Annotated in this window: 20 protein-coding genes; 16 read left to right on the forward strand and 4 right to left on the reverse strand. The window is 61.3% G+C overall.

The window, feature by feature from the left end; translation table 11 throughout:
* Position 1 precedes the first annotated feature (1 nt).
* The 3 genes from AB433_RS14645 to AB433_RS14655 are packed head-to-tail and all read right to left on the reverse strand — an operon-like array spanning position 2 to position 4,861.
* Positions 2–2,380 carry an efflux RND transporter permease subunit gene (locus AB433_RS14645; RefSeq protein WP_082134950.1) on the reverse strand — a complete coding sequence of 793 codons (2,379 nt, stop codon included), beginning with the start codon at positions 2,378–2,380 and terminating at the stop codon, positions 2–4.
* A 13-nt stretch (positions 2,381–2,393) separates the two neighbouring features.
* Complete coding sequence (locus tag AB433_RS14650; RefSeq protein ID WP_047822026.1) at positions 2,394–3,635, reverse strand: efflux RND transporter periplasmic adaptor subunit; 1,242 nt, start codon at positions 3,633–3,635, stop codon at positions 2,394–2,396.
* Between the two features lie 2 nt (positions 3,636–3,637).
* Positions 3,638–4,861: a TolC family protein gene (locus AB433_RS14655; protein WP_047822027.1), complete on the reverse strand. Its 1,224-nt coding sequence runs from the start codon at positions 4,859–4,861 to the stop codon at positions 3,638–3,640.
* A gap of 610 nt (positions 4,862–5,471) precedes the next feature.
* On the opposite strand from AB433_RS14655, the gene AB433_RS14665 reads away from it, so the two are divergent.
* From AB433_RS14665 to AB433_RS14730, 14 genes are all read left to right on the forward strand, one after another.
* A complete protein-coding gene (locus AB433_RS14665) occupies positions 5,472–6,401 on the forward strand; it encodes an ArdC family protein (RefSeq protein ID WP_047822031.1) in 930 nt (309 codons plus the stop codon).
* An 11-nt stretch (positions 6,402–6,412) separates the two neighbouring features.
* Complete coding sequence (locus AB433_RS14670) at positions 6,413–6,853, forward strand: hypothetical protein (RefSeq protein WP_047822033.1); 441 nt, start codon at positions 6,413–6,415, stop codon at positions 6,851–6,853.
* Between the two features lie 219 nt (positions 6,854–7,072).
* Positions 7,073–8,011, forward strand: a complete 939-nt coding sequence (locus tag AB433_RS14675; protein WP_047822035.1) for a DUF2493 domain-containing protein — start codon at positions 7,073–7,075, stop codon at positions 8,009–8,011.
* A 130-nt stretch (positions 8,012–8,141) separates the two neighbouring features.
* Positions 8,142–9,095 carry a CDF family Co(II)/Ni(II) efflux transporter DmeF gene (gene dmeF / locus AB433_RS14680; RefSeq protein WP_047822038.1) on the forward strand — a complete coding sequence of 318 codons (954 nt, stop codon included), beginning with the start codon at positions 8,142–8,144 and terminating at the stop codon, positions 9,093–9,095.
* A gap of 123 nt (positions 9,096–9,218) precedes the next feature.
* Entirely contained in the window at positions 9,219–9,593 is a 375-nt protein-coding gene (locus tag AB433_RS14685) for a hypothetical protein (protein ID WP_047822039.1), read from the forward strand.
* Positions 9,594–9,611: 18 nt separating this feature from the next.
* Positions 9,612–10,910: a TolC family protein gene (locus AB433_RS14690; RefSeq protein WP_245626678.1), complete on the forward strand. Its 1,299-nt coding sequence runs from the start codon at positions 9,612–9,614 to the stop codon at positions 10,908–10,910.
* A gap of 11 nt (positions 10,911–10,921) precedes the next feature.
* Complete coding sequence (locus AB433_RS14695; RefSeq protein WP_047822043.1) at positions 10,922–12,070, forward strand: efflux RND transporter periplasmic adaptor subunit; 1,149 nt, start codon at positions 10,922–10,924, stop codon at positions 12,068–12,070.
* A 37-nt stretch (positions 12,071–12,107) separates the two neighbouring features.
* On the forward strand, positions 12,108–15,371 hold the full coding sequence (locus tag AB433_RS14700) for an efflux RND transporter permease subunit (RefSeq protein WP_156170920.1): 3,264 nt from the start codon (positions 12,108–12,110) through the stop codon (positions 15,369–15,371).
* A gap of 174 nt (positions 15,372–15,545) precedes the next feature.
* Positions 15,546–18,071, forward strand: coding sequence for a heavy metal translocating P-type ATPase (locus AB433_RS14705; protein ID WP_047822045.1), 2,526 nt, complete (start codon positions 15,546–15,548; stop codon positions 18,069–18,071).
* Between the two features lie 16 nt (positions 18,072–18,087).
* The gene (locus tag AB433_RS14710; RefSeq protein ID WP_218916955.1) at positions 18,088–18,501 is read left to right on the forward strand and encodes a SpoIIAA family protein; all 414 of its coding nucleotides are present in this window, start codon (positions 18,088–18,090) and stop codon (positions 18,499–18,501) included.
* Complete coding sequence (locus AB433_RS14715) at positions 18,498–19,127, forward strand: cation diffusion facilitator family transporter (RefSeq protein WP_047822049.1); 630 nt, start codon at positions 18,498–18,500, stop codon at positions 19,125–19,127. The genes AB433_RS14710 and AB433_RS14715 overlap by 4 nt, the downstream gene beginning before the upstream one ends.
* Complete coding sequence (locus AB433_RS14720) at positions 19,124–19,966, forward strand: hypothetical protein (protein WP_047822051.1); 843 nt, start codon at positions 19,124–19,126, stop codon at positions 19,964–19,966. Before AB433_RS14715 ends, AB433_RS14720 begins: the two co-directional genes overlap by 4 nt.
* Positions 19,963–20,895, forward strand: coding sequence for a cation diffusion facilitator family transporter (locus tag AB433_RS14725; RefSeq protein ID WP_230279166.1), 933 nt, complete (start codon positions 19,963–19,965; stop codon positions 20,893–20,895). Before AB433_RS14720 ends, AB433_RS14725 begins: the two co-directional genes overlap by 4 nt.
* 126 nt (positions 20,896–21,021) lie before the next feature.
* The gene (locus AB433_RS14730; protein WP_230279167.1) at positions 21,022–23,271 is read left to right on the forward strand and encodes a TonB-dependent receptor family protein; all 2,250 of its coding nucleotides are present in this window, start codon (positions 21,022–21,024) and stop codon (positions 23,269–23,271) included.
* Positions 23,272–23,284: 13 nt separating this feature from the next.
* Here the strand turns inward: AB433_RS14730 and AB433_RS14735 are convergent, their stop codons facing one another.
* Positions 23,285–23,680, reverse strand: a complete 396-nt coding sequence (locus AB433_RS14735; RefSeq protein WP_047822055.1) for a MerR family transcriptional regulator — start codon at positions 23,678–23,680, stop codon at positions 23,285–23,287.
* 75 nt (positions 23,681–23,755) lie between these two features.
* Between AB433_RS14735 and AB433_RS14740 the strand changes: the two genes are divergently transcribed.
* Together AB433_RS14740 and AB433_RS14745 are read left to right on the forward strand one after the other, a co-directional pair.
* A complete protein-coding gene (locus tag AB433_RS14740; RefSeq protein WP_047822057.1) occupies positions 23,756–24,373 on the forward strand; it encodes a cation efflux transmembrane domain-containing protein in 618 nt (205 codons plus the stop codon).
* Positions 24,374–24,464: 91 nt separating this feature from the next.
* Positions 24,465–26,414: an FTR1 family protein gene (locus AB433_RS14745; RefSeq protein WP_230279168.1), complete on the forward strand. Its 1,950-nt coding sequence runs from the start codon at positions 24,465–24,467 to the stop codon at positions 26,412–26,414.
* The last annotated feature ends 53 nt before the right edge of the window (positions 26,415–26,467 follow it).

The following is a 26,467-nucleotide window of genomic DNA, read 5'->3' on the forward strand; positions in this document are numbered from 1 at the left end:
GTCAGTTTATGAGTTTACGGCCTAGGACCTGGCGATCCTCGCGCATCTCTTCGGGCAGCCGGACAACGATATCGAAGCGTCGATCACCTTCGAAGATCTGGCCGGCCTTGGTCCCGCCGATTGCCGTCGACACCACCGTCTGAACATCGTCCACGTTCAACCCGAGCTGGGTCAGGCGGACGCGATCAGGGATGACCTGAATGAACGGCAAGCCGGTCACCTGTTCGGTCTGCGCGTCCTGCGATCCTTCGATCGAAGAGACGACGCCCTCGACCTCGGCTGCAACGGAAGCAAGCTGGTCGAGATCGTCCCCGAAGATCTTGATCGCGACGTCGGAACGCACGCCCGCGATGAGTTCGTTGAAGCGCATCTGGATCGGTTGAAGGAACTCGTAGCGCGAACCCGGCACCTGCTGGACTGCCTCGTTCATCTCGGCGACGAGTTGCTCTTTTGGTTTGCGGGGATCCGGCCAATCCTCTCTCGGCTTCATGATCACGAAGGTGTCTGCGACCGAGGGAGGCACTGGGTCAGTGGCCACATCGGCGGTACCGATCTTCGCGAATACCTGGTCCACCTCGGGAAAGGTCCGAATTTTGTCTTCCAGGGCAGTCTGCATGGCGACCGCCTGGCTGAGGCTGGTACCCGGAATCCTTAGGGCGTGGAGCGCGATATCGCCTTCATCGAGATTGGGAATGAATTCCGATCCCATCCGGCTTGCGCCCCATCCGCTCAGGACCACCAGAGCCACGGCTCCGGCAAGGACAGCTTTGCGCGAACGCAAGGCGAAGTCGAGCATAGGCTGATAGCCCGACTTGGCGGCGCGCATGACGCGCGTCTCCTTCTCCTCGACCTTGCCCGTTACGAATGTCGCGACTGCCGCGGGAACGAAGGTGAGGGAGAGCACCATGGCGGCGGTTAGCGCCATGACGACCGTGATTGCCATCGGGTGGAACGTCTTGCCCTCCACGCCTTCAAGAGCGAAGATCGGCACATAGACGATGGTGATGATCAGGATGCCGAAAAGGCTCGGCTTGATCACCTCGGCAGATGCGCGGGCCGCCAGCTTGAAGCGTTCCTCGCGATTCAGCAGCCTTCCGAGCGAATGCTGCGCCTCGCCGAACCGGCGGAGACAGTTCTCGACGATGATGACCGCACCGTCCACGATCAGGCCGAAGTCCAATGCCCCCAGGCTCATGAGATTGCCGGACACGTTGTTCTCGACCATCCCCGTGATCATAAGGAGGAAAGAGAGGGGGATCACGGCAGCGGTAATGAGTGCAGCCCTGAAGTTGCCGAGCAGGACGAACAGGACAACGATGACCAACAGCGCCCCTTCGGCGAGGTTTTTCTCGACTGTGGAGACCGTTGCTTCGACCAGTTCGGAGCGATCGTAGACCGTATTGGCGACAACGCCGCCGGGCAGCGAGCGGTTTACCTCTTCCAGCCTTTCGGCCACCGCGACACTGACATCGCGGGCATTCTCGCCAACGAGCATGTAGATCGTGCCGAGCACGACTTCGCGGCCATCCTTGGTTGCGGCGCCATTGCGGATCTCGGATCCGATCTCGACATCCGCCACATCAGCGATGCGAATGGGAACCCCATCGCGGTAATCGACAATAATCCCGGACAAATCGCGTTCGTCCTCGGCCTGTCCGGGTACGCGGATAAGATATTGCGAACCTGACCTCTCGACGTAGCCAGCACCGACATTGGCATTGTTGTTTTCGAGCGCCTCGATCACGTCTTCGACCGTCAGACCGAAGCCGGCAAGACGTTCGGGAAGCGGCGCTACGACATACTCCTTACGGTAGCCGCCGATCGAGTTGACCTCGGTGACCCCTGGAACCGTGCGAAGCTGTGGCCGAACCACCCAGTCATGCAACGTCCGCAGATCCTGCGCAGTATAGCGCAACCCATCGGGTTTGACCGCGCCCTGCTCGGCCTCGACCGTGTACATGAAGATCTCGCCCAGCCCCGTGGCGATAGGCCCGAGTTCGGGTTCAACCGTCTCCGGCAGGTTTGAACGTACCGCCTGCAGACGCTCGTTGACGAGTTGCCTGGCAAAGTAGATGTCGGTGCCGTCCTCGAAGACCACGGTGACCTGGCTGAGACCGTAGCGCGAAACCGAGCGCGTATAGGAAAGCCCCGGCAACCCCGCGATGGCGGTTTCGACCGGATAGGTAATGCGCTGCTCGGCTTCGAGCGGAGAGAAGCCCGGCGCCGAAGTGTTGATCTGCACCTGCACATTGGTGATGTCCGGCACCGCATCGATCTTGAGCCGGCCGAAACTGTAAATGCCCACGGCGGCGAAAATGAACACCGCTGCCAGCACTGCGAAACGCTGTCTGATCGACAGCTCGACAATTCTTTCCAACATGAAATCGCGCTCCTCAGTGATCGTGGCTCGCGCCCGACTTCTCGATATCGGCCTTGATCACGTAGCTGTTCTCGGATGCGTAGACGGTGCCTGCATCGATCCCGCTCAGCACTTCGGTCCACTCGGGACCTTCCTGACCAAGCTCGAGCATCCGCACCTCGTAGGTCTCGCCGATCTTGGCGAAGACGACGCGAAAATCGCGGAACTGCTGGATGGCGTCCGTCCTGACGGCGAGAGGCGCCCGTCGCTGGTCGACCGAGACCAGACCCCGGGCCGCCATTCCCGGTCGCCAGAAGCCATCGCGATTGGGGAGCGGCGCACGTGCGGTCACCGCCTGGCTGCTGACTTCCGCCAGAGGCAGGAAGTCCCGGATGCGGGAGCCCTGCGCACGCTGGCCTTCGAGGCCCCGGATAAGCACCGATTGTCCGGGACGAACCCGCTCGATGTCGCGTGGGAAGATCGGGAAGGTCGCAACCGTGCGAGACGGATCGGAGATGACGAACATCGGATCGCTGTCCGCGATGTCGCCAATGTTGGTATTGCGATGCGTGATCACTCCGGAAATCGGCGCGTAGATCGGATAGGTCTGCAACGATGAGCTGCTTTCCACCCGCGCCAGCAGCGCCCCTCGGGCTACACGATCGCCGAGATTGGCATGCAGCGACATGACGGTGCCCGGGAATTTGGCTCCCACCTCGGCGCTGCCAGAGGGATCGAGCTCAACCCGTCCGATGATTTCCACGGTTTCACCGACCTGCTGCGGTCCGACCGTTTCGGTCCGAATGCCGGCCGCACGTGCCGCCTCGTCCGAGATCGTGACCCGACCCTCGTAGGATTCGAACGCCCATCGATGGCTGTTGTCGCCTTCGTTTGCCACGACCACGACGTCGAAACTGTGCGGTTCGACGAGAACCCCCTGGCCTCGCAGGTAATCCTGTTCCGGTTCGAATTCGAACGTGGTTTTTTCGCCGTCCAGACGCGTGATCAGGACCCGGGCACGGACCGTTTCGGGATCGACGGGCTCGTTGTCACGGTAGGCGTAGAGACGGTATTCGGGCGGAACACCGTCTTCGAAGACGGTAATCTCGATAGCGAAGTCGCCGTCACGAAGCATGCGCCCGTTGTGTGGACCGCGCTCGTACTCGCCCTCTGCGGCTGCCTGTTCTTCGGAAGTTTCCGGCGTATCTGCCGACTGGCCGCAGGCGGCAAGTGTCGCTGCAAAGCATGCAGCAAGGAATAAATGCGTCTTGCGCATGATCAATAACCCCCAACAAGTTCGATGAAGCGGCCAGTCAGTCGGTCGTAGTCGACCTTGGCCTGATGATATTCGGCGAGCGCATCGACGAAGCGGACTCTGGCTTCGTGCAATGCGGTCTGGGCAATGGAGACATCGAGAAAGGTGAACCCTCCGCGATTGTAGCCGGCACGGACCTCCCGCAGGGTCTGTTCGGCACCGGGTACCACCTGCTCCTGGATAGCCTCGGCCTCGTGGCGCGCCTCTTCGACACGTTCGGCAGCCAGAGCGATCTGCCGGCGACGCTGGAACCGTTCGACCGCGAGGTCCGCCTCTACCTGCCGCTGCTCGGCCGCGGCGCGGTCGATGTTGGCCCGATTGAGCGCGCGGTTGGGCAAAGGCAGCGAGAAGCCCGCAATGACGGCGACGTCGCCATTGCCGAACAACCTGGGTCCCGCGAAGACAGTTGGATCGGTGCGCGAATTGGCTTCCTGGAGGCGATAGTTCGCGTCCGCCCTCTCGCGCCGGGCCTGGAAGACGGCAAGATCGACTGGCGTAAGGTCGGCAGTGGTGATGGCAATCTCTTCGGCTTCGAGGAAGCCCGAGGTCACGACCCCGATGCTGCGTGGATCTCCGCCGGTAAGGAGCGCCAGGCGCGCCAGAGCGGCTTCGAAGGCGTGTTCCGCCAGCCCAAGATCCACCCGGGCTTCGGCCAGTTGTGTGCGGGCCCGCGTTCCCGCGAACAGAGGGTCGCGCGCCTCATCGACCCTGCGCTGCACCTCATTGGCGAGGGTCTCGGCGATCTCGACCCTGCTCTTGGCAAGTTCGAGCGACAAGGCGGCGGCTTGCGCTTCGACGTACAACGCCTGGACTTCGCTCGCGAGATCGAGACGCCGCACGAGAGCCTCGGCCCCGGCAACGGTGATATCACCTTGCGCGAGGCCCACGCGCGCCGCGCGTTTGCCGCCGCGCTCCAGTCGCTGGTTGTAAGTCCCGTCGATCTGCCATTGGGAAAAGCCCGGGGTGCCGATGTTCTCGACGGTCCCATCGATCGTGGGCGCGGGGTTGGTATCGGCAGCGCTTCGCGCTGCGTTGAGGCCGTCGAGGCGCGCTGCGGTCGCCTCGCCCTGCGGTGAATTGGCGACCGCAGTTCGAACGGCCTCCTCGAGTGTGTACGTCTGGGCGGATGCCGAGGTCGCCCACACCAACGTGGCCGCCAGAAGGGCGGCACGCGTGGACACGTGCATGATAGACTGCTCCTGATTGTCTGAATGGAAATTGGCCCGGAATGCGGGCCGGATTCAGAAAATCAGGCTGATGGGGGCTGCGTTAACGGAGCTGGCGAAAAGCCGATGAGAGGCGGTGTCTCGCCCGGTCGCAGAAGTGTTCGAGGCGCAGGGGCGTTGCCCGCGAACTCGGTCTGGTCCGGCATCGCAATCGAGCTGTGCGAATGCGAAGCGGGGTGAGGCACGATATCTTCGGACGCGAGCGAATCGGCGTCTGTCTCGACCTCGATGACATCGGCGGAATTGTGCTCATGCGCATGATGCGCGCTTGCCGCCTCATGTGCATGCGCCGCGTCCAGATGCGGAATCGATCCCGGAAGTCCGCCATGCGAGACCAAGAGCAATGCCAACAAAAACAGGAAATGGAGCTGGCGCATCGGCGGGCGGTTAGCCGATCGCAAGCGAATGGGCAAGCCGCGGGGACCGGTTTTTGAGCGATTGCTTGCCGTACGACCCCGTGTCCGACGGAAGATCCGGCGCGTGCGAGGTAGCACGCAGTAAAAAAAGAGAAGAGGGAGCTTTGCTCTTCCTGAACCGGGATATGCCCGTCCCGGCGATCAGGAGACCTCCCATGAACAAGTCCCGCCGCGCTGCTTCAGCTTCGCCAGCCAACCGCATCACCGCCGCCATCATTGAAAAGCTGGAGCAAGGCACCAAGCCCTGGGTCAAGCCGTGGCGCGGCGTGCCGGTCTCGCGACCCTTGCGGAGCTGCGGGACACCCTATCGCGGCATGAACACCTTCTGGCTGTGGATGGTGGCCGATGGCTGCGGCTACGTCTCGCCTTACTGGATGACCTACCGCCAGTGCCAGAAGCTCGGCGGACAGGTCCGCAAGGGTGAGAAATCTACCATAGCGATTTTTTACAAGAGCTACACCAAGGAGGTCGAGAACGCCGAAGGCGAAGCCGACACCGAGAACCGGCGCGTCCTCAAGGCCTATGCCGTGTTCAATGCCGACCAGTGCGACGGCCTCCCTGCATTCTATCATCCCGAACCACTCATTGCCGCGCTGGAGCCCAAAGGACGCGAAGAGCGGCTTGATACCTTTTTCGCCGAGATCGGCGCTGACCTGCGGCATCATGGAGCCCAGGCCTATTACGAGCCGCAGCGTGACCGGGTCACGATGCCGCCAGTAGAACTCTTCGAAGCCTACGACCACTACTACGCGACGCTTGCACATGAGCTGTCGCACTGGACGGGGCATTCCTCGCGGCTCGATCGTGATCTCAAGAACCGCTTCGGCAGCGAGGCCTATGCCGCCGAAGAACTGATTGCCGAACTTTCCTCGGCAATCCTTGGAGCCGAATTGGGCCTTCCGGTCACCCACCTCGACCATCACGCCAGTTACATCGCCTCCTGGCTCAAGATCCTCAAATCGGACGAGCGCGCGATCCTCACCGCTGCGGCCAAGGCCGAGGAAGCGGCCAGCCTGTTGCTCGAACTTGGGGGTCATCGATCCCGTAAAAGCGAGGCCGACATCTATCTCGCAGATGCAGCCTGAGGAGCAGTGAGATGGGACGTTCCGTCAGCTATCCGACCGGCTCCGCGGTGGCCTTTCGCCTGCTCGATGACGGCGAAGAGGACGACACCGACTGGGTCTACGAGTGCCTCGTCGACGAGGTCATCGATACTGCGAAGGCGACCTTTCCATCCTTCGAGCGCTTCGATGGATGGCGCGGCCGCGAGGACCGTATCCTCCTGCGCAATGCCTTCGCCGATTGTGGCATATCGACCTGGTGCGGGCTTGCCGCGATCTGGCTCGCCGAACGCGACGATCCCCGATACTGGGAGGCGGATTTCTACAACCCACGAACGGCGAGAGCACGGCACTGGCTTGGCCAGGTCTCGGGTAGGTTCATCGACCTGTTCGGTGAGTTGCGCCTGGTCGGGCGGTTCTCGAATGGCGAAGCGATCTTCGAGCGCTCCCGATCCAACTGCGACACCGGGTCCTGATCCTGCCTCATTCCTCTCCGCCGGGAGAGGCCCTTGGGCCGGTCGGGGCGCGCCGCAACCTGCGGCCCGTCGGCCCGTGTTACCCGCGCCAGCCTAGGGCCGCAGGTTTCCCGCTACGCGGTGCGCCTTGCCCCTTTCCCCGGCCCTGATCGGGCTCCGGCGGACAGGTCCGAGGCAATGGTGCCTCCTCTCCTTGTCCCCGCGATCAGGAGACACCCCATGTACGACAGCTTTATCGATCAGTTGAGCGGCCTCGACCTTTCAGGCCTCAGCATCAGGCCAGCCCTCTTCAACGAGACCGACTTTCCCTGCGAGGATGCGATCGACCAGACGCTTGGTGCCGTATGGTCCGACCTCTTCGCGATGTTTTCGGATACGGCCCTGGAGGCCGACGGCGAGGATATTGCATGGGGCATGGTCAATCTCTTCCACCGCGCAGCCAGCCGCAAGTCGGCTCAGCTTGACCGGGCCAGCGACGAGATCCGGGTTTTGCTCGCATCGGCCGACGGCTCCGAAGTGCATTCGAGCAATCTGGAAGAGCAGGTCGAGCGTGCACAGGCCGCCGAAGCCAGCATGCTGGCCTTCGAGCAGATGCGCGAGGCAGCCGCAGCGCTGTACCGCGACGAGACCGGTTCGTCATGGAAGCCCGTTTCGGGCTCGCGGACCAGCCATTCGCGCAACCTCACTTCGGCCGTAATCGATGCCCGCGATTTCCTCCGCGCTCGCGCAGAGAACCGGCGCCACGCCCTGATCCCTGAAGGAACTCCGGTCGTCTTTGCCGGTGGTCGCCAGAGCTTCGACAACGCTGAGGACGCGCGCGTCTATGCCGACACTATCTGGGCTACGCTCGACAAGGTTCGCGATGCGGTTCCCGATCTCTTCCTGGTCCATGGCGGCGACGGCAAGGGTGCCGATCGCCTCGCCGCGAGCTGGGCTGAACGCCGCGAAGTCCAGCAGCTGACCTTTTCGCTCGATCGTCGTCTTGGTGCCCGCGCCGGGTTCAAGCGCAACGAGCAGATGCTCTCGCTCAATCCGCGCTACGTTGTCGCCTTTCCGGGCAATGGCGTGACTGAACGGCTAGTGATCGACGCCAAGACGCGCCGGATCACCGTGGTCGATCGCAGGACCGTGACGTCCGGATCCAAGACTAAGGGATAATAGTCTGTTGGTCGCTGCAGCATGTCTACCATCGGTTGGCTGCGGCGACCATCTCAGACAATTGTCATCGATTGCCTTTTCGGTTGGAGAGGGGATTTCTTGGGAAGGCATCTCGGGTTATCAGCCCCGCATGCACCACGCCGACTCCAATCCGCTCGCCCATGATCACAACTTCCTGAGCGCCTCGCACGACGCCCATGAGCGGCGCACGCGTTATGTCGTTGCCTTGACCGCCGCGATGATGGTGGTCGAAATCGTCGCTGGCCTGTGGACCGGATCGATGGCGCTTCTCGCCGATGGTATCCACATGGCGACCCACGCAGGTGCCCTGGGCGTCGCGGCCTTTGCCTACTGGTTTGCCAGGCGCCATGCGAACAACCCGCGTTTCACATTCGGTACCGGCAAGGTGGGCGACCTCGCCGGCTTCGCGAGCGCGCTTGTCCTCGCCATCTTCGCAATCGGGATCGCGGTTGAATCGGCTCAAAGGTTCGTCAGTCCGCTCACGATTGCCTATACCGAGGCGATCTGGATCGCCCTGCTCGGCCTCGTGGTGAACCTCGCGAGTGCCTGGCTGCTTGGTGCCGATCATCACCATGGGCATGATCACGACCATCATCATCACCACGACCATGCGCATGCCGACAACAATCTGCGCTCCGCCTATTTCCACGTGCTTGCCGATGCCCTGACCTCGGTCCTGGCTATCGTGGCCCTTCTCGCCGGCATGTACCTCGGCTGGGCATGGATGGACGCAGCAATGGGTCTGGTAGGTGCATTCGTGATCGGGCGCTGGTCATGGTCGCTGCTGCGCGATACCGCAGCCGTGCTTGTCGACGCCGAGGCGGACTCTGAACGATACACAGAAGTGAGCGAGGCGCTAGAGGACCGGGACGCCGCGATCGGCGATCTGCACATCTGGCGTATCGGCCCTGGCAAGTATGCGGTCATCGCCTCGCTCATCGCCGGTGATCCGCTCGCGCCCGACCATTATGCGAGCCGACTTTCAGAGCATGCGGAATATGTGCACGTCACGATCGAAGTGCATCGCTGCGAGCATCCCCATCCCGAGCTTCGCGCGGCCTGATCGCGCCGTTCTAAAAGACCGAAACAGTATTCGAGGACTGTTATACTGTAACAAAAGACTTATACTTCATCGTGTTACGGAACTTGCAATCTTGATGCGGTTTGCTATGAGCCATTGGAATCCATGACTACAAGCTATCGTCGCCTTGTCCTGCACCCTTTCGTCGTCCTGCTCATGCTGGTCGCGATGGTGTTCGTGACGGCGGCGGATGCTGCTGCTTGCGGCGCCGAAGTGGCGCCCGGAAGCACGCCCGTTCTGGTTTCGCTCGACAGCGCGTCCGCGTCATCCGCAGCTACTGACGAAGTTCCGGGCGATCCGGATGCGCCGACCGAGCAACACGGCGTGTGTGGGCACGGCCATTGTCATCATGGGGCGAGCTTTGCCGGCACCGTGCAGAAGAATTCGGTTCCTCACTTGGTTGTGGTTCCCGATGCGCCTCCCGCCGAAGCGCTCGCTTCCGACATTGCCGACCGACTGAAGCGCCCCCCTCGCGCCTGACGACCGTCACCGCGCTGCATGCCGCAGCGCAGTTCGGATCGTCAGCAGAGGAATATTCGAAAAATGTCAGCCATTCATTGGCGAGGGGTCCTCCTTGGAGGGCTGTTCCTCGCCGCTCAAGCCACGACCGTGGCGGCGCAGGAGCGTGAGCTTCTGACGCTCGAAGCTGCGCTCGCTCGTGCGGGCATCGTCGACAGCGCAGATGAGCCCCCAGAAAATCCGCGCCTGATCGGACCGCGGGCCGAAGCCGACGCGGCGCGGGCCCTGGTCGACCAGGCGCGGCTGCGGCCCAACCCAGAAATTGCTTTCGAAGCCGAAAACATTGCCGGGAGCGGCGCGTTTTCGGGATTGCAGGCCACCGAGTATACTTTGTCCCTGAGCCAGCGGCTCGAATTGGGCGGCAAACGGGGAGCGCGCGTCCGCGCCGCCCAGGCGGAAGCGCGCGTCGCGACCCTTTCAGGAGCGCTCTCGGTTGCTCAGCTCGGGCGATCGGTGCGCGAACGCTATGTCGAAGCCGTCGCTGCGGCAGCCCGATTGGAACTCGCGCGGGACATAGTCGAGCGCAATCGCGAGCTTGCCAGGATCGCAGGCGTACTGGTCGATGTTGGGCGGGAGCCTCCTCTGCGATCGCTTCGTGCCGAAGCGGCACTTGCGGAGGCGCTCGCGGAGCTTGAAGCGGCCCTGGCTGCCGACAGTACGGCGAGGAACGCGCTCGCCGCGCTTTGGGGCGAGGCAACACCTGCTACGGACGTGCCTTCGGTGTTCCCCGAGATCGAACCTCCGGCGACGCTGCTCGCGTCACCTTCGGCCTTACGACTTCAGGTCGCCCGTGCCGAACGCGAGGCCGCGGATGCCGCGATCGCCCGGGAACGCTCTCTCGGCATTCCGGATCCGGCAATATCCGCCGGAGTCCGACGGTTCGAGGAAAGTCGAGACCAGGCGTTTCTCGTGGGGGTTTCGATCCCGTTTCCGTTCAGTAATCGCAACCAGGGAAACATCGCTGCTGCCGAAGCGCGGCTTCGCGCCGCGACGGCGCGGGAAGCAATTGCCCGCACCGATTTCGAACTCGAGGTCACGCAGGCCCGCGGACAATTTCTGGCAGCCGAAGCGCGGGTCGAGACCCTCGCGGAGACGTCCTTGCCCCAAGCCGAAGAAGCCTTGCGGCTCGTTCGGATTGGCTACCGCAACGGCAGGTTTCCGCTGATCGAAGTTCTGGCTGCGGCCGAAGCACGCGACACCATCCGTGAAGCTTTGATTCAAGCTCAGGAAGATCGTGGCCGCCTGGCGGCGACACTGATCTGGCTCGGTGCACAATGAGGTATTTTCCGATGAACCGTAAACGTCTGGCCGTTGTGATCGGCCTTGTCATTCTCTTTGTAGTCGCGGCGCTCATGCTGTGGCCCGACAACAAAGCTGACCAAAACGCCGAGGAGACGAGTGAGGAGGTCGAGCTTCCCGAAGGCCTTGTCCTGCTTGGCGCCGAACAAATCGAAGCGTCCCAGATAGAGGTCGAAACCGTCGGTCAGGGATCGGCGGTCGAGCTGGTCTTTCCGGCCACCGTCGCGGCAAGTCCGACGGCAAGTGCCCGCATCGATGCCCGCGCAGCGGGCGTAGTCCGCAGTGTCGGCAAAACGCTGGGTGATTACGTGAGGCAGGGAGAGACGATTGCCCGCATCGAGAGCGCCGACGCCGCTGCTCTTGCGGCGCAACTCAGCGCAGCGGGCGCGCGGGTCAACGAATTGTCTGCTGCCTACGATCGGGAGCGCCGCCTTTTCGAAGCCAATGTCACCGCACGGCAGGATCTCGAGGCCGCGCGAGCAAATCTGCAGGTCGCCCAGTCGGAACTTGCGCGCGCCCAGGCGGCAGTCTCCGCGGCGGGCGTTAGCGGCGACGGGCGCTCCCTTGCGGTCACGAGCCCGCTCGCGGGCCGAGTGACCTCGGCGCCTATCGTTCTCGGCTCCTTCGTCGATGCCGGGGAAGAACTCTATCAGGTCGTGAATCCGAGCGGCATGCAGGTCGAGGTTGCCCTCCCGTCGGCTGAAGCAAGCCGCATCCAGCCTGGCGACGAGGCGACGCTGGAAATCGCGGACAACCGGGAAGTGGGTGCGCGCGTGCGGTCTGTCACTCCCTCGCTCGATCCCGAAAGCCGCAGCGCTACGGCGGTCCTGTCGCTGGCAAGACCGATCCCCGGTCTGCAACCCGGGGCCTTCCTGCAGGCACGTATCCGCCCCTCGGGTGAGGTCGATACAGGCCGCATGTCGGTGCCGGAAAGTGCCGTCCAGACAATCGATGGCGCAGAAGTGGTCTTCGTTCGCACGCGCCGCGGGTTTCAAGCCCGTCCGGTGGTCACCGGTGCGCGTTCGGGAGGACGCGTGGTCATCGAGTCCGGTCTCGAAGCGCAGTGGCGGATCGCCACCGCCAATGCCTTTTTGCTGAAGGCTGAACTCGAGAAGGAGGAGGCCGAGCATGGACACTGATCACATGCAGGACGCGGATCGCTCCCACCGCCATGGCCTGATCGGCATGATCCTCGACGTCGCCGTGCGCTTTCGCTGGGCGATGGTCGTACTGACGCTCGGTGTGGCAATCTATGGCGTGGTGAATTTGCTGCGCCTGCCCATCGATGCCGTGCCCGATATCACCAATGTACAGGTGCAGATCAACACCGAGGCACCAGCCCTGTCGCCTTCGCAAGTCGAAACGCAGGTCACCTATCCCGTTGAAACCGGGCTTGCCGGTATCGAGGGTCTGGAGATGACCCGCTCAATATCGCGCAACGGGTTCAGCCAGGTGACCGCGATTTTCGAGGAAGGGACCGACATCTATTTTGCGCGTCAGCAGGTCAACGAACGGCTGACGCCCATAAGTGCCTCCCTACCCGAGGGTGCCGAACCGGTGATGGGACCCATCTCGACCGGCTTGGGCGAAGTGCTCATGTATACCATCGAGTACGAGTTTCCTGACGGCAAGGAAGCACCGCTGGGCGGAGCGGTCGGATGGCAGTCCGACGGGAGCTTCGTAACCGAACGTGGCGACCAGCTCGACAGTGATGTCGCCAAGGCCGCGTATCTGCGAACTATTCAGGACTGGGTGGTTGCGCCCTTCATGCGGTCGGTCGACGGTGTGGCAGGTGTCGACTCGATCGGCGGCTTCGAAAAGCAATACCTTGTCCAACCCGATCCCGCGCGATTGACCGGGTACGGTTTATCGTTCGACGAAGTGATCGATGCGCTGGAAGCGGCCAATCTCGCCGAAGGCGCCAATTTCGTCGAGCGGGCAGGCGAAGCCCTCCTCGCCCGGGTCGATGCGCGCCTCGGCAGTGTCGAGGATATCGAGCAGGCGGTCGTTTCTACACGCGAAGGAGTCCCCATTCGCGTAGGAGACGTCGCCACGGTCAGCATCGGTGGCGACCTGCGAACGGGCGCGGCGTCGCTGAACGGCGATGAAGCGGTCGTGGGCACCGTGCTCATGCGCGCGGGCGAGAACAGCCGCACCGTGTCGGCCCAGGCGGCCGAACGGCTCGAGGAAGTTCGCAGCTCCCTGCCGGAAGGAATTGTCGCGGAGATCGTCTACAACCGGTCTTCGCTGGTCGATGCGACGATCGCGACCGTCGAGAAGAATCTCGTTGAAGGCGCGCTTCTGGTGATCGCGATCCTGTTCTTGCTGCTGGGCAACATCCGGGCAGCGATCATCGCGGCGCTGGTCATTCCCTTTTCCATGCTGATGGCATCGATCGGAATGAACCGGCTCGGCGTGTCGGGCAATCTCATGAGCCTGGGTGCGCTGGACTTCGGCCTGATCGTCGATGGTGCCGTCATCATCGTCGAGAACAGTGTCGCGAGGCTCGCGGCCCGGCAGGAACACGAAGGCCGGCTTCTCACACTGGGCGAAAGGTTGACGGAAACGCGGCTTGCCGCGCAGGAAATGATCAAGCCGACTGTGTACGGGCAGGCGATCATACTTCTCGTCTTCGCACCGCTTCTGACCTTTACCGGGGTCGAAGGCAAAACCTTCTCGCCCATGGCGATCACGGTCATGCTCGCGCTCGCCTCGGCGTTCGTGTTGTCGCTGACCTTCGTCCCGGCAATGATCGCCATCCTGCTCAACAAGAAGCTGACGGAAAAGGAGGTCAAGCCGATCCGGATCGCCAAGGAGCGATACGGACCGCTGGTCCGCAGGGCGATCACCCGCCCTTGGCCGGTCATCGGCATGGGCGTCGGCATCTTCGCCTTTGCGGCCTTCGTGTTCAGCTTCCTCGGGAGCGAGTTCACACCGCAATTGGACGAGCGCGACATCGCCGTGCAATCGCTGCGTATTCCTTCGACATCGCTCGAACGTTCGCTCGCGATGCAAAGGCGGGTCGAGGACCGGCTCGAGCAGTTTGAGCAGGTCGAGCTCGTCTTTTCGCGGACGGGCACGGCGGAAGTGGCCAGTGACCCGATGCCGCCGAACGCTTCCGATGCGTATGTGATCCTCAAACCCCGTGAGGAATGGCCCGATCCCGACCTCGCCAAGGACGAGTTGGTCGCGCAAATGGAGAGCGCCCTCAGCAGTCTCGTCGGCAACCTTTACGAGTTCAGCCAACCGATCGAATTGCGGTTCAACGAATTGATCGCAGGCGTTCGCGGAGATGTTGCCGTCAAGATCTACGGAGACGATCTCAGCGCCATGACCTCGGCGGCGAACGAGGTTGCGGGCGTGCTGCGCAATGTCGACGGCGCCGCGGACGTCAAGGTCCAGCAAGTGACCGGGTTCCCCACCCTCGATATTGCCTTCGATCGGCCAGCGATTGCCCGTTACGGGCTGAAGGTCGAAGACGTTGCGCAATCGGTGGCGATCGCACTGGGCGGTCGGCCTGCGGGCCTCGTTTTCGAAGGCGATCGCCGCTTCGATGTGGTTGTGCGGTTGTCGGACGCGACCCGCGACGATTTCGACCAGTTGGGTGCTTTGCCGGTGCTGCTCCCGAACGGGGCAACCATACCGCTACGCTCGGTTGCCGAGTTCCGTGTGGTGGATGGTCTCGCGGAGGTTCGCCGGGAACAGGGACGCAGACTGGTGATCGTTTCGTCCAACGTGCGAGAACGCGACCTCGGGTCTTTTGTAGAAGAGGCCCAGGAAAGGGTTGCGGCGCAGGTCGAACTGCCCGCTGCCGCGTTTATCGAGTGGGGCGGTCAATACCAGAACCTCCAGGCTGCCCAGGAAAGACTTCAGATAGTCATTCCTATCGCTTTCGCGGTCATTCTCTTGCTGCTTTACATGGCGGTTGGGGGCTGGGTGCCGGCGCTCGCCGTATTCAGCGCGATCCCGTTGGCCCTGGCAGGCGGGATTTTCTCCTTGGCCCTGCGCGGGATGCCATTCTCGGTATCTGCGGCGGTAGGCTTTATCGCCCTGTCGGGTGTGGCGACCTTGAATGGCCTCGTGATGGTGACTGCGATCCGTCAGCGGCTCGACAGGGGCATGGCGCTCGATGACGCCATCGTCGATGGTGGATTGGCGCGCCTGAGGCCGGTTCTCATGACCGCGCTCGTTGCATCGCTCGGCTTCGTGCCGATGGCCATTGCGACCGGGACCGGCGCGGAAGTGCAGCGTCCCTTGGCGACAGTCGTCATCGGAGGATTGATCACGGCCACCGCGCTCACCCTCTTCGTCTTGCCCGCAATCTTGAAGCTGGTTTTCGGGACCAGAGAAGATGACCGGACCTGGCGACAGCGTTGGTGGGACAGGCTGCGGCGCAATGTCACGCCTGAAGAGCGCGAGGAGCTTCAAAATGTGACCTAGTGGCGAAGCTATATGGCGGGACAGCGTCCTTTCTCGCAAGCGCGCGGAGGAGTGGCAGCGCTGGCCCGCCAAGCTATCGAATGACCGGCTCGTTCGATCCATGAAGGCTCGGGTGCCGCGAATTCTGGCACGGCTCAATTGCGTTCGACGGTTTCTTCAAAGGAGAAAGGCAAATTGGCACGTACTATTCAAATCGAAGTGTCAGCTCTCGTGCCCGAAGCAACGAGCGATGATCCGTGTATCGGAAGACTTCAGGCGCTGCTGCGTGGACAGACAGGTGTTCACGACGTCACCGTGGAAGAGCAGCCGGGCCAATCTGCAGCGCGGCTTAACATCTCTTATGATCCAGACCGGCTCTCCGTCGCGCGCATCAAGGAGCTTGCGCATGTGGCCGGGGCAGAGATCTCCAGTCGGTACGGCCACCTGACCTATGACGTCGATGGCGTGAACTCCACACGGCGCGCCCGGACCGTTGCCGATCTTATCGCTCGGCAAACCGGGGTGCTCGAAGCCTATGCCGATGCGGCGGGGACGTTCGTGATCGAGTTCGACCGCCAACGGACCGACGAGCAGAAAATTGTCGCAGCGCTAGAAGGATTTGGCGCCACGCGACGTGCGAAAACTTCCGGCAATGTTTCCCACTCTTCACGCGAACGGCATGCCCACGATGAAGGTGGCGAGCACGATCATAAGCATGGCGGCATTCTTGGTGCCAATACGGAGCTCTATTTTTCTCTGGCGTCGGGGGGCTTGCTCGCAACAGGCTTCGGCATTGAAAAACTATGGGGGAACTACCCCCAGTTCGTGCCTCTTCTCTGCTACGTTGCGGCCTATTTTTTCGGTGGGTTCTACACACTTAGAGAGGCCTGGGACAATCTCCGGCTCCGGCGGTTCGAGATCGACAGTCTTATGCTTGTGGCGGCTGCGGGCGCTGCGATCCTCGGCGAATGGGCGGAGGGCGCGTTGCTGCTCTTTCTGTTCAGCTTCGGCCACGCCCTTGAGCGCTATGCAATGGGTCGCGCGAAAAGAGCGATCGAAGCGCTCGCCGAGCTCGCTCCCGAAACAGCTCGCGTAAAGCGCGGCGAGGCCGTCGAGGAGGTACGCGTCGAGGAACTCGTGGTGGGCGATGTTGTCGTCGTCCGCCCGAATGAGCGCTTGCCTGCCGATGGCTTTGTGTCTGAAGGGACGAGCGCCATCAACCAGGCCCCGGTCACGGGCGAAAGCGTGCCGGTCGATAAGAGCGCGGTGTCGGATATCGCTTCTGCGCGGACGGCTCCCGACAGGCTGGCAGACACCCACCGGGTTTTCGCCGGCACAATAAATGGCTCCGGGGCTCTCGAAGTCGTGGTGACCCGCAGATCGAGCGAAACCACTCTTTCGAAAGTGGTGCAGATGGTGAGTGCCGCCGAGGCGCAGCAATCGCCAACCCAGCGTTTCACGCAGCGCTTCGAGCGGGTTTTCGTGCCTGCGGTCCTCGCGCTTGCGGGGCTTTTGCTCTTCTCCTGGGTCATCATAGACGAGCCGTTCCGCGATAGTTTCTACCGCGCCATGGCAGTGCTGGTCGCTGCCAGCCCCTGCGCACTCGCTATTGCGACGCCTAGCGCGGTCCTGTCCGGGGTCGCGCGAGCTGCGCGAAGCGGCGTCCTCGTAAAAGGCGGCGCACCGCTCGAGGATTTAGGTGCATTGAAGGCCATCGCATTCGACAAGACGGGCACGCTGACCGAAGGTGAACCCCGAATAACAGATATCGAGACAGCGACCGGCGTGTCCGAGCATGACTTGTTGAGAATCGCGTCGGCAGCGGAGAGTTTGAGCGACCATCCGCTGGCCCAAGCCATCGTCAGGGATAGTGCCGAGCGAATTGGTGAAGAAGCGTTGCCGGCAGCGACCGGCCTCGAGAGTTTTACAGGCAAGGGTATTACCGCGATCGTCGGTGGTGAAAGAGTCTGGATCGGCAAACTTGAGATGTTCGGTGTCGATGGGGTCCCTCCGCTTGGCCCTGAATTGACGAGCGCAATCGAGGTTTTGCGCGAGCGTGGGCGGACCACGATGGCTATCCGTTCGCGGACGCGCGATCTTGGAGCCATTGGGCTATTGGACACACCGCGCGCGGCAGCAAGAACGACGCTTAACGCGCTGCGCGAACTCGGAATCACGAGAATGATCATGATCTCCGGCGATGATCAGAGGGTCGCCGACGCTGTCGGAGAGGATGTTGGTCTCGATGAGGCATGGGGCAATCTAATGCCTGATGACAAAGTCGAAGCTATCCGCAAGCTCGCCGGTCAGGACAAAGTGGCAATGGTCGGAGACGGGGTGAACGATGCTCCTGCCATGGCAAATGCAACCGTCGGGATAGCAATGGGCGCAGCCGGGTCCGACGTCGCATTGGAAACCGCCGATGTCGCACTTATGGCAGATGACCTCGCCAAGCTGCCGTTCGCGGTCGACCTCAGCCGCAAGACCCGTTCCATCATTCGCCAGAACATGGTGGTGAGCCTCGGGATTGTCGCAGTGCTCATTCCGGCGACCATCTTCGGTCTCGGCATTGGTCCCGCAGTTGCTGTGCATGAGGGCTCTACACTGATTGTCGTTGCCAATGCTCTACGGCTTCTCGCCTATCGCGAGAAACGTTCTAGCGACAATGGGCCTCCATCCCACCATAGCAGTGAGCAGGCTTTGGCAAATGTCGGCGCTTGAACTTTCCCACGTCCCCATGCCGACGGCCCGCGCTGAACGAACTTCAAGTGTACCAACTTTGGAGGGAGCTGTGTTGAATTTGTCGGAAGAGGATGGACTGAACCTGGTCGAGGCCGCCCGAACGGTGCAAACATCAGATTGCGATACCTTCGTGGCCGTTTTCGAACGTAGCGCGCGGCGCAGAAACGATACGGTTCCGATGCTGCTCGCACTCGCACCAAACTTTTCGGGAGGTCTTTGGCGTGACCTTAAGTTCGACATCCGGCCCAAGGACAGCTTCGGGCGGATTGCTATCGTCGACGACCAGAAACCGGAAAAGCGGGGCACTCGAATATTTGACCGCCTGTTCCGCGCGGAGTTGCAGGTCTTTCCGTTTTCCAAACGCAAGCAGGCGGAGAATTGGGCTCAAGCCCGAGGTGTCAACGCATGAGCGGCGAAGGGGATCTGCAACTCGATACAACTGCCAAGCGGAAAACGCTTTCGATTGTTCTGTGGCTCAACGTGGCGATTGCCATCGGGTTTTTCGCCGTCGGCTATCTGGCCGATTCCAACGCCCTCCTGGCTAACGGCCTCGATAATTCTTCGGACGCCATTGTCTATGCGCTCAGCCTGCTCGCCTTGACCCGATCACGGAAATGGAAGCGCGGAGCCGCTCGCTTTTCAGGGATCATGCTGCTGGTCTTCGCTGCCGGGGTCATTGCCGATGCCATAAGGCGCTTCGTGGAGGGTTCCGATCCCGGCGGAGTAATGATGATGGCGATGGCTGCAGTGGCAGCTGTCGTGAATCTGATCTGTCTACGAATGCTGCAGAACATGCAGGAGAAGGACGTCAATCTCCGCGCCGCCACAACCTTCAGCTTTAACGATTTCATCTCCAATGGTGGCATCATAATTGCCGCCATTATCGTCATGCTGACAGGTGCCAACTGGCCCGATCTCGTCGTTGGCGTCGCCGTTGCGGCAATTGCCATATATGGCGGGATCGACATTCTGCGCGACACCCACAAGGATCGGCATGACGAACGCGGAACCGTGCATGGCGACAAGCGCGAATGACGCTTATTCATGAAATATTCGCCACCGAGGATGCCTCGCGGGTTCTAGGCATGGCCATGATGGCGAGCCTGGGTCTCGGGATCGGTGCAATCTGGGAAGAACGGAACGGATCCTCGCACGCCGTAGAGCGACTCTGGGGCGCTATAATTTCCGGTGTGTTCGTCATGCTCGCGTTCATTATGGCCGAGCAGTCGGGCGGTTTTATAGCGGGAAGCTTGGGGTCCGTCGTCTTGTTTCCTGCGGGCGGTGCCCTCTATCTTCTATCGACGAAGGTCGTAGAAGGGATCTACCGGCGCTGGGGACCCAAGCGCGGGCCGAAAGTAGGCATTCTGTGTGCATCCGGCATCGCGCTGGCATGCGGTGGGCTCGTTTTAGGAGCTGCATCGGCCATCTCTGTCTACGCTGGCTTGGCTGCCACATTTGGAGTCGGCCTATCCGCTCTCTTGGTCGCAAGAAGAACCACCGCCAGTCTGCTCGAAGAGATCGTGAACCCCATGGATCGCGGCGCGGTCCATGTCATTCTCGCGCTTGTCTTCGTCGCCTGGGTTGTCGGGGCTTTCTGGCTTTTGCACGGGAGAAACAGCAACGTCGATGGCGCGATGGCGATACTGCTCGCGGGCTATTTTCTCTTGGCCTCTGTTCACTTGATTGCCCGGCCCTTTGTCAAGCGATGCCGAATGAACGTGAAGGCGCTGGTGGCATTTATATGCGGCATGGCGGGATTCGGCCTGCTCGCCGCCGGTCTCGACGCCGTGCTCCAAGCGACAGGGGTTTCCGATGCCATCCTCCAGCATCCGAGCGCAACCGATAGTAAACTTTCTAAAGAAGGAGCGCGATGATGGCGCACGCCCACGGCCATGCAGGACACAGCCACGGTGAGGAAAACCTGAGCGATCGCCAGCTTGTGTTTGCTGTCGCCATCAATGTTCTCCTGACGTTGGCCCAGATCATCGGCGGCATCGTTTCGGGCTCGCTGGCACTAATCGCGGATGCGTTGCACAATTTCAGCGACGCGGCTTCCCTGGGCCTTGCATGGTTTGCGCGCCGGATGGGTCGACGTCCGGCCGACAAGCTGATGACCTTCGGGTACGCCCAGGGAGAAGTGGTCGCCGCGCTCATCAATTTGACGACCTTGCTCATCATCGGATTCTATCTGATCGTCGAGGCAGTCAACCGTTTCGCCGAGCCGCAGCCGGTCGAGGGATGGACGGTGATCTGGGTGGCGGGCATCGCTCTGATCATCGATCTCGTGACCGCCTTTATCGTCTATCGCGGCGCGCATGACAGCATCAATATGAAGGCAGCCTTCCTGCATAACGTCTCGGACGCGTTGGCATCGGTTGGCGTGATTGTAGCCGGCGTACTCATCCTTCTCTACGATCTTACCATCGCCGACCTTGTGATTACGCTGATCATCGCAGGTTATGTGATCTGGCAGGGTGTTACGCTTCTTCCGCGAACTGTGCGACTATTGATGGGAGCTGTTCCCGACGAGCTGGAATTCGACCGGATCGTCGCCTTTCTTGAAAGCCAGCAAGGCATCGAAAGCGTGCACCACGTCCATATTTGGAATCTCGGCGAACACCATCGCGCTCTCGAAACGCACATTGTTCTCTCGTCGGGATCACTCGATGATTTTGAAACCTTAAAAATGTCCGTGAAAGAGCAACTCGCTCAGCGGTTCGAAATTGCGCATGCGACGCTCGAGGCTTGCAAAGCGCACGATTGCAACACCGACCTGGTTCCGCCTCATCACTCTTCTCGGTGAGGTAGCTGTTTGAGCGTCCCGCCAAGTCTCTAGCACCCACCTTTCGCCTCCTCGCAAACGCAGGACATCGGCATATATCACTATTGCGAATCAATAGCAGAATGGTTATTAGGGCGTCGAACGGATTTGAAAGGATTGAATATGTACCGTGCAACTGTCTCTCTTCTGGCATTGGCGCTCTCCAGTCCGGCGGTCGCGCAGTCGGTTGATGCCAAAAGCGGTTCAGGCGCGCAGGGCGGCATGCCTCCGCAATCCGAATCGATCATCGTCACCGGCGGGCGAGTTGATGAGGGCGACGTCGCCGGGTCGGCGGACATTGTCGGCCCCGAGGACCTTCGCGAATTTGAGTATGGCGACGTCAATAGGGTCTTGCGGCAGGTGCCGGGGGTCAATCTTCAAGAAGAGGACGGGTTCGGACTTTTTCCCAATATCGGATTGCGCGGTACTCCGGTGGAACGTTCGAGCAATATCACGCTGATGGAAGACGGGGTGCTCATTGCGCCAGCCCCCTACGCGGCCCCCGCAGCCTACTATTTTCCGGCGGTTGGCCGAATGGCGGCTGTCGAAGTCGTCAAGGGAGCTAGGGCTGTGGCTTACGGACCCCGCACGATCGGCGGGGCCGTGAACTTTCGCTCGACGCCGATCCCCGTCGCGGGCTTCGCCGGTTCGGCTTCAGGCCAATACGGATCGCGCGGCTACTACCAGGGACATGGCTGGGTCGGTGGCGAGACAGATAATGTGGGTGCGCTGCTCGAGACCTTTCAGCAGGGGAGCGACGGGTTCAAGACGATTGACGGGTTCCCGAATGCCGACACCGGCTTTGATCGTCAGGATTACCGCGGGCGGTTTGCCGTGCATTCAAGCCCTGACGCGCCCACCGACGCTCGCCTCGAGCTTGTCTATGGAAGATCCGAGCTGGACGCGAACGAGACCTATCTCGGGCTTGTTGATACAGACTTTGCCGCCGACCCTTATCGACGTTATGCGGCAAGCCAACGCGACCGCTTTACCGGTGAGCATGACCAATACCGGATAACAGGCAGTCTCCGCCTCATCGATGATACGAAGATCGCCGCGACGCTCTATCGCAACGATTTCGCTCGAAGCTGGTCAAAATTGCAGGATATCGACTTCGATGGCGATGGCCGCTTTGAGGCCATTCAGCCCGTGTTTGATGATCCTAATGCAAACCCTGAAGCCTTGGCCATTCTTCGTGGAGCGGACAGCGCCGCGGGAGCGCTTCGGGTCCGTAACAACAATCGCGTGTACCGCAGTCAAGGGTTGCAGGTGTCGTTGGAAAAGCCTTTCGATACGGGATCGCTTCGACACAATCTTACTGTATCGGCGCGCATCCATGAGGATGAAGAGGACCGTCTGCAAAATGAGGACTTTTATTCGCAAACAGCCGGCGATCTTGTTTTTGTCCGTCAGACGGCGCTCGGAGCACAAGCCAATCGCGAGGCCAAAGCTGATGCCATCGCCTTTTACTTCGAGGACAGGATTGAGTTTGGAAGGCTCACACTCACACCTGGCATTCGCTACGAGGGCATCACGTTGACCAGGCTGGATTATGATCGGGACGATCCCGAGCGACTGGCTGGTCCGACACGCACGCGCAAAACGAACATCGATGAATGGCTCCCAGCGCTCGGTGCCACATACGATCTCGGGAATGTTCGGCTGATTGCAGGAGTCTCACGCGGCTTCTCCCCTCCCGGCCCGGGCAATCCGGACGCCCGTGCGGAGAAAAGCTGGAATTACGAAGCTGGCGCCAGGTTCCAAAACAATCTGGTAAGCGCCTCTGCAATTGCGTTCTACTCCGATTATTCCAACCTGCTCGGAAATTGCACGCAGTCGGTCGGGTGCAGCGTGGGAGACATCGGCGATCAGTTCAATGGTGGGGCCGTTACGGCCAAAGGTGTTGAGCTCTCCGCCTCGGCGACACCGACGATCGGCGAGGCGATTTCATTTCCCATCTCAGTTGCGTACACGTTTACCGACGCACAGTTCGACAGCAATTTTGAGAGCGAATTTTTCGGTTCCGTTTCCGCCGGCGATGCCCTGCCGTATCTCGCCCGCCATCAGCTGTATGCCGAGACGGGCGTTGTTTACGGTCCTGTATCCATGACGCTAGGTGCCAATTATGTATCAAAGGTGCGAACCGAAGCCGGCAGCGGCCCCATTCCGGTTGCCGAGCGGGTGGACGACAGGATCATTTTTGATCTTGCTGGACGATTTGCCGTAACCGACGAGGTATCACTCTTCGCGCGTATCGATAATCTGCTCGACGAAACATATGCTGTCGCACGCCAGCCAACCGGCCTGAGACCGGGTGCGCCGCGCCGATTCGTGGGAGGAGCTAGTTTGCGCTTCTAGAGGCGCCTCCGATTTATCTATCGCGCACGGCAAGAGTGTCTATGATCCTACACTCACTGATCGTGTCCTGTTCGCACTTCGCGATCATGCGCGAGAGTTCGTCGCGCATGACCTGCAGGGCGGCAATCTTACGCTCTACCTGACCAAGATGCGCGCGCGCCAATGAATCAACCTCTGCGCAGGATCGATCATCCTCTTCCGAGAGCTCGAGCAGTTCGCGGATATCCGGCATCGAAAAGCCGAGATCGCGCGCGCGGCGAATGAAGATCAATCTCGCCGCTTCGGCAGGTCCGTAATCGCGATAGTTCGATCGGGTTCGGGATGGGGCGGTTAAAATGCCTACGCGCTCGTAAAAGCGGATCGTCTCGGCTTTGACGCCGGTCTTCCGCGCGACCTCACCAATTCTCATACCATCATCCCCAATCGCTTGACCTTGTAGTGGCTACAAGGTGCATAGGCGGTCTTGAAACCAGGAGTCGAGTAGATGGCGAAGAATTGTTGCGATGCTGCCGATGTCGGCGATGTCCATAACGATCCGAGATGGCGCAAGGTCCTGTGGGTGGCCCTTGGTCTCAACGCCATCATGTTTGCAGTCGAAATCGTGGCCGGGATTGCCGCCGATTCGCGCGCGCTACAGGCCGATGCACTCGATTTTCTGGGCGATTCGGCCAATTATGCCATCAGTCTCGGAGTTGCCGGAATGGCGATTGCATGGCGGGCGCGCGCGGCGCTCGCGAAGGCGGCGACCATGCTGGGCTTTGGTCTTTGGGTCCTGGGCTCGGCGATCTGGGGCCTCTTCGCCGGCGCATCTCCGGATGCCGGAACGATGGGCATCGTCGGTTTCCTGGCGCTCGCAGTAAATCTCGCGGTCGCGGCGATGCTCTTTCGGTATCGAACCGGGGACGCGAATATGCGCTCGGTATGGATCTGTTCGCGCAACGACGCGATCGGAAACGTCGCGGTGCTAGCGGCCGCGGTCGGTGTTTTCGGGACGGGGGCGGCATGGCCTGATCTTGCTGTTGCCGGAATCCTGGCAAGCTTGGCGATCTGGGGAAGTGCCGACGTGTTCGTCCAAGCGAGGCGCGAGCTCAGGGCAGCATGAACGGTCTAAAGCACAGCCGCCGGTTGCGTCGGACATGAGAAGTAGTTTATTTGATATTGCGACTTAATTGCATAGCCTGAGAAGGGTTCGGATGTCTGTTTCCATTCCATCGCCGCACATGGTGCTAAGGGTCTTCATCATCTCCCTCCTTCTAAGCCTGTCCGGCGTAGCGCGCGCGGAGGGCGCAGAGGTGCGCACGACCTGGCGCCTTCTCGACTACATTGCTGTCGATTACTCCGCAGCGGTGTCGAACGGGCAGGTCATCGACGATTTCGAATACAGCGAAATGGTCGAATTTTCTTCGACCGTCGGCGAACAAGTAGCCGCGCTTCCCGATGCTTCGGCCAAGCCCGGTCTCTTCGCGATGTCTGTCGAGCTGCGCCAGGCGATTGAGAAGAAAGCCCCGGTCGAGCGCGTTTCCCGGCTGGCCCGTGCCTTGGGGGGATCGCTGTTGGAGGCGTACCCGGTTCCGCTGGCTCCCCGAAGCCCGCCGGATCTGTCTCGCGCAGCGGCGCTCTTTGCGCAAAACTGCGCCTCGTGTCACGGTGCTTCGGGCAGTTCCCCTCCGGCAGCCAGCATGACGCTCGAGCCTCCACCGATCGATTTTACCGATGATAACCGCGCGCGCCAGCGCAGCCTCTTCGGTCTCTATCAGGTTATAACTCAGGGCCTTGAGGGCACGTCGATGCCCAGCTTCGCCACACTTCCGGAAGCCGATCGTTGGGCCCTCGCATTTCATGCAGGCGGCATCGCATTCGAGGATCTCGAACGCGGGGAGAAAATCTGGCGCGAAGATGACCGGGTGCGGCGTCTGATACCCGATCTCGAGACACTTGCGGCCATCACGCCCGCAGAGCTCGCCGACGCGATCGGAGAGAACCGGGCATTGGCCGTCATGGCATACCTGCGATCAAATCCCGGAGTTGTCAGCCAGAGAAGCGAGAACGGCTCGCTCGATCTTGCGCGGCAGACCCTGCAGCAAAGTCTCGCCGCCTACGAGCGGGGCGAACGCGCAGAGGCGCGCCGACTAGCTCTGTCGGCCTATCTTGACGGCTTCGAACCGGTCGAGGGTATTCTCGCGACGCGCGATGGTGATCTCATGCGGCAGATCGAGCAAGCGCTCAGCCAATATCGTTCAGATATCGAGCGCAACGTGCCTGTCTCGCGATTGCGCGAACGACACGCTTTCGCCGCGAGCCTGCTTGAGCAAGCGGATGTCGCTCTCGCGCCCGAAGCAGCCAGCGACATCTCCACTTTTCTGGGTGCCTTCACGATCCTGCTGCGCGAGGGGATAGAGGCACTTCTCGTGGTGATTGCCATGATCGCCTTCGTTCGCAAATCGGATCGCGGCGAAGTAATCGCCTACGTTCATGGCGGCTGGATCGCCGCGCTGCTGGCAGGCGTCGCCACCTGGGTGGCCGCGACCTACTTCGTCGCTATTAGCGGAGCGAGCCGCGAGCTCACCGAAGGATTCGGTGCGCTGTTGGCGGCGGTCATCCTCATTTCCGTCGGGATCTGGATGCACGGCAAGAGCCAGGCAGATGAATGGCGACGCTATATTCAGCAGAAGATGGGGAAGGCTCTCTCCAGGCGATCGGCATGGTTTCTCTTCGGGCTCGCCTTTGTCGTCGTCTATCGCGAAGCCTTTGAAACGATCCTGTTCTATGCTGCCCTCTGGACCCCTGATAGCAGTTCGGTGATACTTGCAGGGGCCGTGTCGGCTCTCGCCGTCCTGTCGGCTCTTGCATGGTTTATGCTGCGCTACAGCCGCAAGCTTCCGATCACGCAATTTTTCAAGTACAGCGCGATCCTGATCGCAGCGCTCGCGATCATCCTGACCGGCAAGGGTGTGGGCGCGTTCCAGGATTCCGGACTTCTTTCCGCCACCTTCATTTCCGGCTTGCCGCGCCTCGCCGAACTCGGCTTTTTTCCGACTGTGGAGACGACCGGCGCGCAGTTGATCACGTTGCTGACACTGATTGTCGGATTTCGCGCACGCCGGGCTTCTTCCACCCCGGCCCCGGCAAACATCAAGGGATAAGCGGTCCCGGTTACACAGTGTCCTCGGTCTGGACGCGGGGCGGGCCTGCGAAT

The sequence above is a fragment of the Croceicoccus naphthovorans genome (assembly GCF_001028705.1).
GTDB classification, from domain to species: domain Bacteria; phylum Pseudomonadota; class Alphaproteobacteria; order Sphingomonadales; family Sphingomonadaceae; genus Croceicoccus; species Croceicoccus naphthovorans.